This is a genomic window from Microbacterium sp. PRC9 (assembly GCF_031844125.1).
Classification (GTDB): Bacteria; Actinomycetota; Actinomycetes; order Actinomycetales; family Microbacteriaceae; genus Microbacterium.
Map to the genome: position 1 here is coordinate 62757 of NZ_JAUZUR010000009.1, position 14299 is coordinate 77055.

The following is a 14299-nucleotide window of genomic DNA, read 5'->3' on the forward strand; positions in this document are numbered from 1 at the left end:
GCGTCCGCAGCAGAACACCCTCTGGTGTGCAGATCTCCTCGGATCCGCTTCGCGGCCCGGCGGGTCAGGCGCCGCCGGCTTCGAGCAGGTCGGCGGTCGCCCGCAGGATCGCGACGATCGCGGCGGTGCGCACGTCCGCAGGTGCGCGGTGACCGTCGGATTCGACAGCGCCGGGCGCGGCGGCCGCGAGGACGTCGTGCACCGAGGTCAGCAGTCCGCGGGCGCCGAGTTCGCCGGCGGCGGACAGCATCGGACGCTGCTCGTAGGTGTCGTCGAGCACGTCGAAGACGGCCGCGACGAAGGCGGTGTTGCTCAGCTTCGGTGTCTTCGCCAGCACGCCGAGGGCGGCCGTGGTGAACACGCCGTGGCCGTTGGTCTCGAGCGCGACCTGGTCGGGCTGGCAGGCGCTGATGAGCACCTCCTTGCCGTCGGCTCGGGGCGTCGGCGGCACCGCCGCGCGGTCGGTCTCGACCTCGACCACCCGCTTCCACGCGGCTGTGCGGAAGGGATCGTCCGGCGACGCCGCGCGCTCTTCGCGGAACGCCGCTTCTTCGCCGGCGTTCAGCACCGTCATGCGCGGCGTCGCACCTGCGGGGATCTTGCGCGACTCGAACTCGGTCGGCGTGATCTCGCGGTTCACCGAGCCGGAGTGGCACGAGTCGAAGAACAGCGTCACCGCGACACCCTCGGGGATCGCGTCCCAGATGGCGCCGAGATCGTCGTCGACGATCAGCTGTCCGTCGCGGAAGTCGACCGGGCAGAGGGCCTCGTCCTTCGGGCCGAACTCGTCGGTCTCGTCGCCGTCGAGATCGGGCACGAACGTGCCGTGGCCGGCGAACTGGATCGCGACGATGTCGCCGTCGCGGGCCGACGAGACCTTGTCGAGCATCGCGCGCAGGATCGCGTCGCGGGTCGCGTCGCCGTTGTGGATCGACTCCACCTGGAAACCCGCGTCGCCGAGCGCCTTGGCCCAGGACACCGCGTCAGCGACGCAGCCGCTGAGCGGGTCCCTCGGGTACGCGTCGATGCCGATGCACAGGGCGAGCTTGCGCGGTGCCGCGCCTCGCGCGCCGGTCGGCTCGGGACGGGGCGCCGGGACGAACTCGCCGACCCCGCGCGCCCGCGCCGGGAACACGGCGACGTGGTCCGCCTCGTTGCTGTCGGGCACGCCGACCACGCGCCGGGCGAGACTCATCATGGTCTGCTCGTCGTTGTCGAAGTCGCCGTGCGATGTCGCCTGCGTGCTGCTGCGGGGCCCGCGGGTGACGGGGCCGAGAACCAGGCGCTCGCTCCGGTCGCCCAGGTACGCCATCGTCCGGCCGGCGCCGCGCAAGTGCTCCTCGACACCGAGGATCTCGGCACCCTTCTCCGCTTCGAAGGCCCGCGAGACGAGGTACAGGAGCGACTTGCGGTACACGCCCGCGGTGTTGTCGCGCTTCTCGTGGTTCTCGTCCATGGTGAAGATCGAGAGGTTCTCGATCTTCCCGGCCTCCGCGAGCGGCAGCAGCGTCGCCTCGAAGGTGTCGACGCGCACCGCGGGCGCGAGGAACGTCACGGTCTTGACGCTGTCCACGCGGTCATCGCCCTCGAACAGCCGCGGGACGAAGTGCGAATGGTAGATCGAGCCCGCGCTGTGACCACCGATGTGCAGTTCGATGGCGCCCGCGTTCGCCGCCATGAACTCGCGCAGCGCGCCGGCCAGTACGAAGGCCCCGCCCGGGTCGCCGCCGTCGACGCTGGGAAGACACGCGCCGGCCGAGTCGAGCTTCATGTCGTCCCAGAACTTGCGACCTCCGAGCACGCGCGCCGCAGCCTCGACCGCGAGGTCCGTGAGGTCGGTGAAGCCACGCTTGCCCGCCTTGCCGCGGACGACGTCTTCGAGGGTGGTCTTGAACCCGCTCTCCCACACGAGGTGGATCGGGTACACCCCGTTCTTCTTCCACCAGCCGGTCTGCCGCTGCGCCGTCAGCAGGCCCGCGTCCTTATCGGTGAGACCGCCGTGCGCCCAGATGAACACGGGGACGGGTGCGGGCGTCTCGCCGGCGCGGGTCTTCTTCGCCTGCTGGTCGACGAACGCGGCGAGATCCACCTCGATCATGCGCCGGACGTCGGCCGCCGTCGTGGCGAAGTCCGCCACGGTGCGGGGCTTGGCGACCGCGGTCTTGGCGAGGCGGCCGTCCGCGGTGTGGACGACATGCTTGCGCAGCGCGGTCAGCTCGGCCGCCGTGAGGCTCGCGCCCCGGGCGGTCTTCGTGGTCTCGGGCATGGTGTCACGTCCTGTCTGGTGGTGATGGTGGCTGAGGGTCAAGGGTGGTCGCCGGCGTCCCCTGCGGCGTGGGGCACGAGCCGCGCGCGCGGGTCGGCGAACACGGTGAAGGCCAGCGACGTGAGATCGCCGGCCTCGCGCGCCGCCTGCCGCGCAGCGAGGACCGCCTCGCCGACGGTCGCGTTCTCGCCGAGCGTCCGCTGGTAGAAGGTGCGGACGAAGAGTGCCGTGACGTCGTCTCGCACGGCCCACGAGCAGCCGATGAACACGCCCACGCCGCCGCGGAGGAAGACCTCCGCGAAGCCGCCGAGGCCGGTGGCGCCCGAGCGCAGCCGGCCGACGTCGCAGGCGCTGAGGAAGACGAAGGGGGTGGAGGTCACGGCCGCGGTGTCGAGCTCGGGGAGATCTCGTCGGGCGTCGGAGTCGGTGTACGACGCCGACCCGTCGTCGTGGTCCTCGGAGAACGCCGCGAAGGCGATCTCCTGACCGAGCGGCGCGATGTCGCGCCACCGGCCGTGCCCCGCGAAGTGGAGCAGGTCGAAGCCGTCCTCGATCGCCTGGCGGAACTCGATCGGGTCGGCAGCGGATCGCGGCGGACCCGCGAGCAGGTCGCCGAGTGTCTCGATCTCCTCACGGGCGCGCGGGAGGTCGAGGCTGTGGTCGACGTAGTCGGGTGCGATCGCGACGACACGCGTGGGGTCCACGGGGATCACGGTGGGTCGCGACGTGCCGTACATCCATCGGGTGAGTCCGAGGTCACCGAGGAAATAGCGCTCCGGATCGGGCCGTTGCCTGCCGACCGGCACGAGATGCACGATCTCCCAGGGGATGTCGAGCTCGCCGGAGGTCTGCAGCACCAGTTGCGAGATCCGGCGGCGTCGGCTCCAGAGCAACGCGTTGACGTCGTCGCCGAGGAGCTCCTCGGCGACCCGGGCACCGAGGGTGCGCACGTCCCGCCGGGCGGTGTCGGCGGCCTCATCGGGGTCGTCTTCGACGGATTCCAGGAAGGTCTTGCGAACCCTGGAGAGCTCCGCGTAGATGCCTTCGACGTACGCGCTCTTATCGGGCAGCCGCACGGAGTTCTTGACGACGGTGCGCCCGACCTTCGCCGTCACGAGCAGCTCCGATGCGCCGCGCGACATGGACTCGTCGATGACGAGCGTCGGAAGGTCGGCGATGCTGCGGGGCGGGGCCGCGACGGAGGCGACCGTGGTGCGCGGGTCATCGGCGACGATGCCCTCGACGTCGTCGTCGACCGCGACGATCGGCGTGCTCAGCGCCAGCACCGCGAGCGGCGTCACGATGGGCGGCTGCGTGAACGTGACGGTGATGTGTCCGCGTCCGGGGCCGTCGGGGACCAGCGCGAAGACGAGTCGACGCGGGTCGGAGACCTGCGCCGGGAGCATGGTCGAGATGATCGACGGGGTGCCGTCGGCGAAGGCGAGGCCCCGCAGCTGCATGGCCACCTCGATCTCGCGCGCCGGGTCGAACAGCGCCGTGGCCTTCTTGCGTGCCGTGCCGGCCGTCGGAGCGAGGTCTGCGAGCGACAGCCGCACGATCGCGTCGAACGGGACGCCCTCCACGACGCGCGCCGGCACCTCGGCGTCGACGAATGCCGGGACGGGAGCCGCCCCGTCGAGCCCGCCGGACGGCGCCTCGGGGACAGGCACCGGCTCGGCGGCCACGGGGGGCGGCGCGGGCGCGGGCATCGCAGGTGGGGCAGGAGATGGCGGGACCACGGGCGCGAGCCCGGGTGAGCGTCCGCCGAATCCGCCGCCACCGAGCACGACGTCGGGAACGAGGGGTGGCGGCGGCGGTTCCGCGGCCGCCTCCAGCTCGCCGCCCATCCCCATGCCGCCCTGGGCGACCTGATGCTCGAGCCACGCGATGCCCGTCTCGAAGTCGCTCGCCACGACCGTGAGGTGCAGGGTCTCGTCGTGTGCGACCGCGATCCGCGCGCCGTACCGGCCTTCGCCGAGCGCCTCGAAATGGACGAGTGCGGCAACGCCGCCGCGGAGGACGATCGCCGCGTAGTGGAAGTCGTCGCTGCCCCTGACGCGCACCCGCACCACGGTGTCGGAGATGCCGTGCAGCATGATGTCGGCCAGGAGGGTCACACCGAACTCGTTCGGCTCGACGTCCGGTGGGGCCGCGTCGACGCGCACGTCCACGGCGTCGGCGTCGGAATCGACGTCGACTGCGCCGTGCGGCACGTCTGGAACACGCGCCATGTCGACCCCCTCGCACCGGTGCCCAGTCACCTGACGATCCGAGAGCGCTGCTCGGTGCACAGCATACGAGCGCGCTCCTCACCACACCAGAGCGGGTCGTGCGGCGGGTGATACCTCTGAAACGAATGGATGCCGCGGCCCGCGGCATCCATTCGGCCCTACCAGGCGCGCAGAGCGTCGGCGACCGTCGCGAACTCGTGTTCCGGCAGCGCCAGCTGCACCGCCTCGGCGATGGTGAGCTCGGCCCCGGCGATCTCGCCGGCCTCGACGCTCTGCGCATCGCGGCCGCGGAGGATCTCGAGGTACGGCGTGTGCACCGTGAACGCCTCCACGTCGAAGATGCCGATGCGCCGGCGGATCTCTCCCGCCGCGACGGCGAGCGCCGCCGCCCGCCATGCCTCGCCGTGGGCCGCCGCGACCGCGCACACGCCCTCGAGGCCGTACGCGACGCCCTCTTCGTAGTGCAGCCCGATCGAGAGCAGCAGGGTGTGGACGAACTCCCGCTCCGCCTCCTCGATGCGGCCGAGCTGGAAGTTCAGGCGGGACCGCAGGTTGCCGGCGACCGAGGTCGTGAACAGATCGCCGCGCGACTGGGCGACCGAGGTGGCGCGGTCGAAGTGCGCGAGGGCGTCGTCGGTGGCTCCGCGCACCCAGGCGAGCCGGCCGAGCGAGACCTCGGTGATCGCCTCCGCCCACGTGTTCCCGCGCTCGCGCAGCGTGACCACCGCCTCGCGCAGCTCGGCTTCGGCCTTGTCGGTGTCGAGATGCGAGAACTGCACGCGCGCCGTCGCGCGCGCGGCGAGCGCCATGGCCGCGGCATCCTCGTCGCCGCTCTCCCGGAACAGGCGCACGCACTCGCCGAGGCCGGCCACCACCTGCTCGCTCGGCCGCTGCCACATCTCGCCCCACAGCGCGAAGAACCACGCGATCGCGCGGGTGTGCGGCGTGATGGGCTGCTCGTGCTGCTTCTCGAGCAGCTCGAGCATCCACACGCGCACTTCGGCGAAGAAGCCGGAGATCCACCAGTAGATGAGGAGGCACCACGCGAAGTCGCCGGCGTCGTCGAGACGGTTCGTGTAGACGAGGTGGCGCACCGCCGCGCGGAGGTTCGGCAGTTCGAGCCCCAGTCGCACCACGGCGTCGGCCTGCCCGCGCCCGCCGAGGTCGGGCGCGATCTGCTGCACGAGCTCCCGGTAGTAGTCGGCGTGGGCACGCCGCATGCGCTGCGCGTCGCCGCGCTCCTTGAGATGGTCGAGCGCGTACTCCCTCACGATCGCGAGCAGCGAGAAGACGCGGCGTCCGCCGAGCTCGCTCTGCTTCACGAGCGAGCCGTCCGCCAGGGCGGCGAGGGCGTCGATCGCGTGACCGCCCCACGGACGGCCCTCGCCGAGGGCCTCGACCGCATCGAGCGTGAACCTCGTCGCGAACACGCCGAGGTCCTCGAGCAGGCCACGCTGCTCGGGCGGCAGGAGGCTCACGCTCCAGTCGATCGTCGCCCGCATCGTGCGGTGCCGTTCGGGCAGATCACGCACCGCGGCTGTCAGCAGCGGGAGGCTCTTCTCGAGGCGCCCGGCGATCTGCGCCGGGTTCAGGATGCGCACCTTCGCCGCCGCGAGCTCGATCGCCAGCGGCAGCCCCTCGAGCCTGCGGCAGATGTCGGCGAGATCCCGTGCGTTGTCGGGGGTCACATCGAACTGCGGATCGATCGCGCGTGCCCGGTCGACGAACAGCGACACCGCCGCCGAGCGTGTGCTGCGGTCCAGGCTCGCCGGGCCCTCGCCGGCGGGCGTCGTGAGCGGCGGCACGTCGTAGACGCGCTCGCCGCGGATCCGCAGCACGATGCGGCTCGTCACGAGGAAGGTCGCCGTCGGCGCGACCGTGTACAGGCGCACGAGCACGGGTGCGGCATCCACGATCTGCTCGAAGTTGTCGAGCACGATCAGCACACGACGATCCGCGAGGGCGTGCGCGATGCGCTCCTCCAGCGCGGCCTCGCCGTTGTCGCGGATGCCGAGGTAGTAGGCGATCGTCGGCAGCAGCAGTCCCGGCTCGAGCACGCCCTCGAGGAGGACGAAGTAGACGCCGTCCGGGAAGAGGTCGGCTGAGGCCCTGGCCGTCTCGATCGCGAGCCGGCTCTTGCCGATGCCGCCGGGCCCGATGAGGCTCACGACGCGGTCCGTGCCCCTCGCGAGCAGGGTGCGCACCGCATCGATGTCGGCCTCGCGCCCGATGGTGGTCGTGTAGGGCACGGGGACCCGGCCTACCAGGCTGACCGGCGCGGCACCGGCGTCCGGCGCCTCCGGAGTCCTGGACTCGTCGAAGCGTTCGGCGAGGAGCATGGCGAGGTCGCCGGCGACGTGGTCTTCGAGGTCTTGGGTGTTGTGGAAGTGGAGGTAGGCGGCGGTGTCGTCGGCTTGGATGCGGGCGATGAGGTGGGTGAGTCGTTCGTCTCGGGTGTCGGTGTCTTTGACGTAGATGAGTTTGGGCATGCCGGCGGGGGCGAGGTTGTATTCGTCTTCGAGGCCGGAGACGTTCTCGTCGGGGGCGACCCAGCCGTAGCTCTGGCCGTAGATGCCGATGAAGACGTCGGATTGGGCGAGGTAGGAGCGGTAGAGGTCTCGGGGCGGGTGGGGGCGGGCGCCGAGTTCGAACATCACGGGGGCGAGCCGGAGTCGCTCGATGGCCGACCGCACTGCTTCGCGTTCTTCCGCGAGCTCGCGCAGGGTCGAGCTCACGAACACCCGGATCCGCTGGTCGGGCGTGCGGATCACGGGCGCGCGCTGGAGGCCCGTCACCACGAAGGGACCTTCTCGCGGACGTCCGCGTCGGCGTCGGGCAGCGCGATCGCGATGGCCTCCGCGAGGCCCATCTCCCTGCCCGCGCGCTCACCGGCCTCGACGCTCTCGGGATCGATCGCACGCAGCGCCTCCAGCGGGGCGAGATGCACGGCGAACCCTTCGATGTCGTAGATGCCCGTCGTCTCGCGGATCGTCGCCGCCACCGCGGCCAGAGCTCCGGCGCGCCACGCCTCGCCGTGCGAGGCGGCGATCGCCGACATTCCTTCCAGCCCGTACGTGGCGCCGTCGACGAAGTGCAGCCGGATCGACAGCGTCAGGGTCAGCAGGAACTCCGCTTCCGCCTCATCGCGCTCGCCCAGCACGAAGCGCAGGCGCGCGCGGTTGTTGCCCGCCACGACGCGGGTGAACGCGTCATCGGCGGCGTCGGCGATGTCGACCGCACGGCCGAGGTGCTCGAGCGCCGCCGGGATGTCGCGACGAAGCATGCCGAACTGGCCGAGCACCACCTCGGCGAGGGACTCGGCCCAGCGGTCGCCGAGCTCGTGGAGCGTCGCGATCGCCTCTCCGATCTCGGCGCGGAACACCTGTTCGTCGAGGTCGGCGAACTGCAGCCGCGCCGACGCCTTCGCGGCGAGCGCCATCGCAGCGGCCTGCTCGTCGCCGCTCTCGGTGAACAGCCGCACGACCTCGCCGAGGTCCTCCACCGCCTGGTCGCTCGGTCGCTGCCACAGCTCTGCCCACAGCGGGAAGAACGTCGCGATCGCGCGCGTGCGCGGGGTCAGCGGCATCCGCTTCTCGAGAAGTTCCAGCATCCACAGCCGCACGTCGGCGAAATACCCGCAGATCCACCAGTAGGCGAGCATCGTCCACGCGAAGTCGCCGGCGTCGTCGAGCCGGTCCATGGAGACCAGGTGGCGGGCCGCGGCGCGCAGATTCGGCACCTCGAGCCCCAGTTCGGCCACGGCATCGATCTGCTCGGCGCCGCGAAGTCGTGGGGCCACGCGATGCACCAGGTCGAGGTAGTAGTCGGCGTGCGCGATGCGCATCGCATCCGCCGCCCGCCGTGACTCGAGCGACTCGAGCGCGTACTCGCGGACGATCGCGAGGAGCGAGAACACCGAGCGGCCGCCCGAGTCGATGCGCTGCACCAGCGAAGCATCGATCAGTGCGGCCAGCGTCTCGATCGTGTGGGGACCCCACGAGCGGGTCCCGCCCACCGCCTCGACCGACTCGAGGCTGAATCGCGCGGCGAACACGCCGAGGTCTTCGAGCATCGCGCGCTGGTCATCGGCCAGCAGGCCCACGCTCCAGTCGATCGTCGCCCGCATGGTGCGATGGCGGTCGGGCAGATCGCGCACCGAGGTCGACAGCAGCGGGAGGGTGTGCCCGAGGCGCTCGGCGACGTCGTGCGGCGAGAGCAGGCGGATCTTCGCCGCGGCCAGTTCGATGGCCAGCGGCAGCCCGTCGAGCCGGCGGCAGATGCCGATGACGTCGGCCGCGTTCTCGGCGGTCAGCTGGAAGCCGGGGAGTGCGGACGCGGCACGCTCCGCGAACAGCACGCACGCCGAGGAGGCCTGTGCCTGCGCGAGCGTGGCGGGGACGTCCGGTGCGGGCGTCTCGAGCGTCTCGACCTCGAACACGCGCTCGCCGCGGATGCGCAGCACGATCCGGCTCGTCACCAGGAAGCACGCCCGCGGCGCGAGCGAGTACAGGCGCACCAGGACGGGGGCCTCGTCGATGATCTGCTCGAAGTTGTCGAGCACGATGAGCACGTGGCGGTCGCCGATCGCCTGCGCGATGCGCTCCTCGAGCGTGGCCGCCCCGGTGTCGCGCACGCCGAGGATGTAGGCGATCGTCGGCAGCAGCAGCCCCGGCTCGAGCACGCCCTCCAGCGGCACGAAGTACACGCCGTCGGGAAACAGGTCGGTGTTCGCGTGGGCCGCCTCGATCGCGAGCCGGCTCTTGCCGATACCGCCGGGCCCGATGAGGCTCACCACGCGGTGGAGGCCTCCGGCCAGCAGCGCCCGGATCTCGGCGAGCTCGCCCTCGCGCCCGATCGTCTCGGTGTACGGCTCGGGCACGCGTGCCGCGAGCGAGATCTCGGCCGCCGTGGCCGGCTCGGTGCGCCGCGACTGGTCGAAGCGTTCGGCGAGGAGCATGGCGAGGTCGCCGGCGACGTGGTCTTCGAGGTCTTGGGTGTTGTGGAAGTGGAGGTAGGCGGCGGTGTCGTCGGCTTGGATGCGGGCGATGAGGTGGGTGAGTCGTTCGTCTCGGGTGTCGGTGTCTTTGACGTAGATGAGTTTGGGCATGCCGGCGGGGGCGAGGTTGTATTCGTCTTCGAGGCCGGAGACGTTCTCGTCGGGGGCGACCCAGCCGTAGCTCTGGCCGTAGATGCCGATGAAGACGTCGGATTGGGCGAGGTAGGAGCGGTAGAGGTCTCGGGGCGGGTGGGGGCGGGCGCCGAGTTCGAACATCACGGGGGCGAGCCGGAGTCGCTCGATGGCCGACCGCACTGCTTCGCGTTCTTCCGCGAGCTCGCGCAGGGTCGAGCTCACGAACACCCGGATCCGCTGGTCGGGCGTGCGGATCACGGGGTGTCCCACCCCAGTCATGTGCATATATTGGCGCGATCCGGGGCGTTTCGCCATGGTTTCGGTGCATTGATGTATCGGACCGGCGACGGCGCTGCGCCGGGCGGACATGCCGCTTCGCGTCGCGGCCCCTCTCTTCCGCGCGGCCGTGCGCAGGAGTATGTTGCGGCGGTGACGGCGTCGGAGAGGACACCGTCGTCCGAATTGGGGCTTCGGACATCACTCATGGGAGGGGAATGCGATGAAGAAGGCTTTGGCGTGCGCGGTCGTGGCGATCGGGCTGGTGCTCGGCAGCGGCGGAGCCGCGATGGCAGGCGAGGCCACCGGGAACGGCGGAGAGGCGCAGGGGGCGAACAACTCCGCGTCGGAGTGCGCGTTCTCCGGCCAGGACACCATCGACAGCGTCGAGGGCAACCCGGAGGGCTTCGATGACGACGGCCTCGCGGCGCGAGGCAACCAGAAGCACGGGTACAAGGGCATCCAGAGCTACGGCATGTTCGTGAGCGCGGGCATCGACGTGGGAATCAACCCGGGAGACGCCTGCCGCGGCAACCTCGGCAAGAAGCACTGATCCGGCTTGACACCAGGCCGCACCCGTGCGCTCCGGCCCTGTGCCGGGCGCGCGGGTGCGGTCGTCTTGCGGCTTATACCGCAGCATCCAGAACTTTTCAAGAATCCGACTGGACACGGCGCGTCGTCCGACGTATAGTGGGTCTTTGCGCTCTTGGATTCCCCCTGCCCTCATATGGTGGTCGGCTGTGCCTGCGCCCCCTCACGTTCACGTGGGGAGTGCCGCGCGGGTTTCGGGGATGAGGAGCACTCCACCTGACGACAAGGAAACGAGCCCTACGGGCCCACGGAGGTAATCCCCTTGGCTGCTGCGCGCAACGCATCCAACCCCACCACCACCCCGAAGAACGGACGCGGAGCATCCCGCCTCTCGTTCGCCAAGATCTCCGACACGCTGACGGTCCCCGACCTTCTCGCGCTGCAGACCGAGTCGTTCGACTGGCTCGTCGGCAACGAGGCCTGGAAGGCGCGCGTCGCGGACGCGAAGGCCGCCGGTCGCACCGACGTGCCCGAGGTCAGCGGTCTCGAGGAGATCTTCGAGGAGATCTCGCCGATCGAGGACCTGAGCGAGACCATGCAGCTCTCGTTCACGAACCCGTACCTCGAGCCCGAGAAGTACTCCATCGAGGAGTGCAAGGAGCGCGGCAAGACGTACGCGGCCCCGCTCTACGTCGAGGCCGAGTTCATGAACCACCAGACCGGTGAGATCAAGACCCAGACGGTCTTCATGGGCGACTTCCCGCTCCAGACCGACAAGGGCACGTTCATCATCAACGGCACCGAGCGCGTCGTCGTGTCGCAGCTCGTCCGTTCGCCCGGTGTCTACTTCGACAAGACCCCCGACAAGACGAGCGACAAGGACATCGTGTCGGCGCGCGTCATCCCGTCGCGCGGCGCCTGGCTCGAGTTCGAGATCGACAAGCGCGACCAGGTCGGCGTCCGCATCGACCGCAAGCGCAAGCAGTCGGTCACCGTATTCCTGAAGGCCCTCGGCCTCACCAGCGAGGACATCCTCGCCGAGTTCGCCGGCTTCGACTCCATCGAAGAGACCCTGTCCAAGGACACGATCCTCACCAAGGAGGACGCGCTCCGCGACATCTACCGCAAGCTCCGTCCGGGCGAGCAGGTCGCCGCCGAGGCCGCCCGCGCGCTCCTGGACAACTTCTACTTCAACCCGAAGCGCTACGACCTCGCCAAGGTCGGCCGGTACAAGATCAACCACAAGCTCGGTCTCGACAAGCCGCTCACCGACTCGGTGCTGACGGTCGACGACATCGTCGCGACGATCAAGTACCTCGTCCGCCTGCACCGCGGCGACGTGACGTTCGACGGCGTGCGCGGCGGCAAGCCGGCCGAGATCCGTCTCGACGTCGACGACATCGACAACTTCGGCAACCGTCGCATCCGCGCGGTCGGCGAGCTCATCCAGAACCAGGTCCGCACCGGTCTGTCGCGCATGGAGCGCGTCGTCCGCGAGCGCATGACCACGCAGGACATCGAGGCGATCACGCCGCAGACCCTGATCAACGTCCGCCCCGTCGTGGCCGCGATCAAGGAGTTCTTCGGAACGTCGCAGCTGTCGCAGTTCATGGACCAGAACAACCCGCTCGCGGGTCTGACCCACAAGCGCCGCCTCTCGGCCCTCGGCCCCGGCGGTCTGTCGCGTGAGCGCGCAGGCGTCGAGGTCCGCGACGTCCACCCGTCGCACTACGGCCGCATGTGCCCAATCGAGACGCCGGAAGGCCCGAACATCGGTCTGATCGGCTCGCTCGCCTCGTTCGCGCGCATCAACGCGTTCGGCTTCATCGAGACGCCGTACCGTCGTGTCGTCGAGGGCAAGGTCACCGACCAGATCGACTACCTGACCGCCTCGGAGGAGAGCGACTACATCGTCGCCCAGGCCGGTGTCGAGCTGAAGGCCGACGGCAGCTTCGCGCAGGACCGCGTCCTCGCCCGTCGCGGCAACGGCGGCGAGGTCGACCTCTTCCACTCGGAGGAGATCGGCTACATGGACGTCTCGCCGCGCCAGATGGTGTCGGTGGCGACCTCGCTCATCCCGTTCCTCGAGCACGACGACGCGAACCGCGCCCTCATGGGTGCGAACATGCAGCGCCAGGCCGTCCCGCTTCTCCGCTCGGAGTCGCCGGTGGTCGGCACGGGCATGGAGGGCTTCGCCGCGATCGACGCCGGTGACGTCGTCACCGCCGACAAGCCCGGTGTCGTCGTCGAGGTCTCGGCCGACGTCGTGACCGTGCAGCTCGACGAGGGCGGCACGCAGGACTACTTCCTGCGCAAGTTCGACCGCTCGAACCAGGGCACGTCGTACAACCAGCGCGTGGTCGTCTCGGCCGGTGAGCGCGTCGAGGCCGGCGAGGTCATCGCCGACGGTCCCGCGACGGAGAACGGCGAGCTCGCCCTCGGCAAGAACCTCCTCGTCGCGTTCATGACGTGGGAGGGTCACAACTTCGAGGACGCGATCATCCTCAGCCAGGACCTGGTGAAGGACGACACCCTCTCCTCGATCCACATCGAGGAGTACGAGGTCGACGCCCGCGACACGAAGCTCGGCAAGGAGGAGATCACCCGTGACCTCCCCAACGTCAGCCCCGACCTCCTGAAGGACCTCGACGAGCGCGGCATCATCCGCATCGGCGCCGAGGTGCGTCCCGGCGACATCCTCGTCGGCAAGGTCACGCCGAAGGGCGAGACGGAGCTCTCGGCCGAGGAGCGCCTGCTCCGCGCGATCTTCAACGAGAAGAGCCGCGAGGTCCGCGACACGTCGCTGAAGGTGCCCCACGGTGAGCAGGGCACGATCATCGCGGTCAAGGAGTTCAACGCCGAGGACGGCGACGACGAGCTCGGCTCGGGCGTCAACCGCCGCGTCGTGGTCTACATCGCCCAGAAGCGCAAGATCACCGAGGGTGACAAGCTCGCCGGCCGTCACGGCAACAAGGGCGTCATCGCGAAGATCCTCCCCGTGGAAGACATGCCGTTCCTCGCGGACGGCACGCCGGTCCAGGTCATCCTGAACCCGCTCGGCATCCCCGGTCGAATGAACTTCGGCCAGGTCCTCGAGCTGCACCTCGGCTGGATCGCCAAGCAGGGCTGGAAGGTCGAGGGCACCCCGGAGTGGGCCGCCCAGCTGCCCGAGCAGGCGTTCGAGGCGCCGGCAGGCACCAAGGTCGCCACGCCGGTGTTCGACGGCGCGTTCGAGGCCGAGATCGCGGGTCTGCTCGACTCGACGAACCCGACCCGCGACGGCGAGCGCCTGATCGACTCGTCGGGCAAGACGCAGCTGTTCGACGGGCGCTCCGGCGAGCCGTTCCCGGCTCCGATCTCGGTCGGCTACATGTACATCCTGAAGCTGCACCACCTCGTGGACGACAAGATCCACGCGCGCTCGACGGGTCCGTACTCGATGATCACCCAGCAGCCGCTCGGTGGTAAGGCGCAGTTCGGTGGCCAGCGCTTCGGTGAGATGGAGGTGTGGGCCCTCGAGGCCTACGGCGCCGCGTACGCGCTCCAGGAGCTCCTCACGATCAAGTCCGACGACATCCTCGGCCGCGTCAAGGTCTACGAGGCGATCGTCAAGGGCGAGAACATCCAGGAGCCCGGCATCCCCGAGTCGTTCAAGGTGCTCATGAAGGAGATGCAGTCGCTCTGCCTGAACGTCGAGGTCCTCTCGGCCGACGGCACGGCGGTCAACCTCCGCGACACCGACGACGACGCCTTCCGCGCCGCTGAAGAGCTCGGCATCAACATCTCCAGCCGCTTCGAGTCCTCGTCGATCGACGAGATCTAAGCGCGCCAGGTAACGAACGAATTTCCGACACAGGAGAACCA

The 14299-nt window shown here is 70.0% G+C and carries 6 protein-coding genes; 2 read left to right on the forward strand and 4 right to left on the reverse strand.

The genetic code is table 11. The annotated features are described in order from the left end of the window. Positions 1 to 64: 64 nt before the first annotated feature. The 4 genes from Q9R33_RS18485 to Q9R33_RS18500 all read right to left on the reverse strand — a co-directional run bounded on the left by Q9R33_RS18485 (position 65) and on the right by Q9R33_RS18500 (position 9907). Positions 65 to 2266, reverse strand: a complete 2202-nt coding sequence (locus Q9R33_RS18485; protein WP_310250059.1) for a caspase family protein — start codon at positions 2264 to 2266, stop codon at positions 65 to 67. Positions 2267 to 2304: 38 nt separating this feature from the next. Continuing rightward, positions 2305 to 4497, reverse strand: a complete 2193-nt coding sequence (locus Q9R33_RS18490) for a CHAT domain-containing protein (protein ID WP_311294663.1) — start codon at positions 4495 to 4497, stop codon at positions 2305 to 2307. Between the two features lie 158 nt (positions 4498 to 4655). After that, the gene (locus tag Q9R33_RS18495; protein WP_310250053.1) at positions 4656 to 7295 is read right to left on the reverse strand and encodes a DUF4062 domain-containing protein; all 2640 of its coding nucleotides are present in this window, start codon (positions 7293 to 7295) and stop codon (positions 4656 to 4658) included. After that, positions 7289 to 9907 carry a DUF4062 domain-containing protein gene (locus Q9R33_RS18500; protein WP_310250050.1) on the reverse strand — a complete coding sequence of 873 codons (2619 nt, stop codon included), beginning with the start codon at positions 9905 to 9907 and terminating at the stop codon, positions 7289 to 7291. The genes Q9R33_RS18495 and Q9R33_RS18500 overlap by 7 nt, the downstream gene beginning before the upstream one ends. Positions 9908 to 10127: 220 nt before the next feature. Between Q9R33_RS18500 and Q9R33_RS18505 the strand changes: the two genes are divergently transcribed. Together Q9R33_RS18505 and rpoB are read left to right on the forward strand one after the other, a co-directional pair. Beyond that, positions 10128 to 10457 carry a hypothetical protein gene (locus Q9R33_RS18505; RefSeq protein ID WP_056371429.1) on the forward strand — a complete coding sequence of 110 codons (330 nt, stop codon included), beginning with the start codon at positions 10128 to 10130 and terminating at the stop codon, positions 10455 to 10457. Positions 10458 to 10757: 300 nt separating this feature from the next. Then, entirely contained in the window at positions 10758 to 14258 is a 3501-nt protein-coding gene (gene rpoB, locus Q9R33_RS18510) for a DNA-directed RNA polymerase subunit beta (protein WP_056371427.1), read from the forward strand. The last annotated feature ends 41 nt before the right edge of the window (positions 14259 to 14299 follow it).

Excerpts from the sequence above, each read along its gene's own strand:
- Q9R33_RS18485 (WP_310250059.1), bottom strand. The coding sequence starts at position 2,266 with ATGCCCGAGACCACGAAGACCGCCCGGGGCGCGAGCCTCACGGCGGCC.
- Q9R33_RS18490 (WP_311294663.1), bottom strand. The coding sequence starts at position 4,497 with ATGGCGCGTGTTCCAGACGTGCCGCACGGCGCAGTCGACGTCGATTCC.
- Q9R33_RS18500 (WP_310250050.1), bottom strand. The coding sequence starts at position 9,907 with ATGACTGGGGTGGGACACCCCGTGATCCGCACGCCCGACCAGCGGATC.
- Q9R33_RS18505 (WP_056371429.1), top strand. The coding sequence starts at position 10,128 with ATGAAGAAGGCTTTGGCGTGCGCGGTCGTGGCGATCGGGCTGGTGCTC.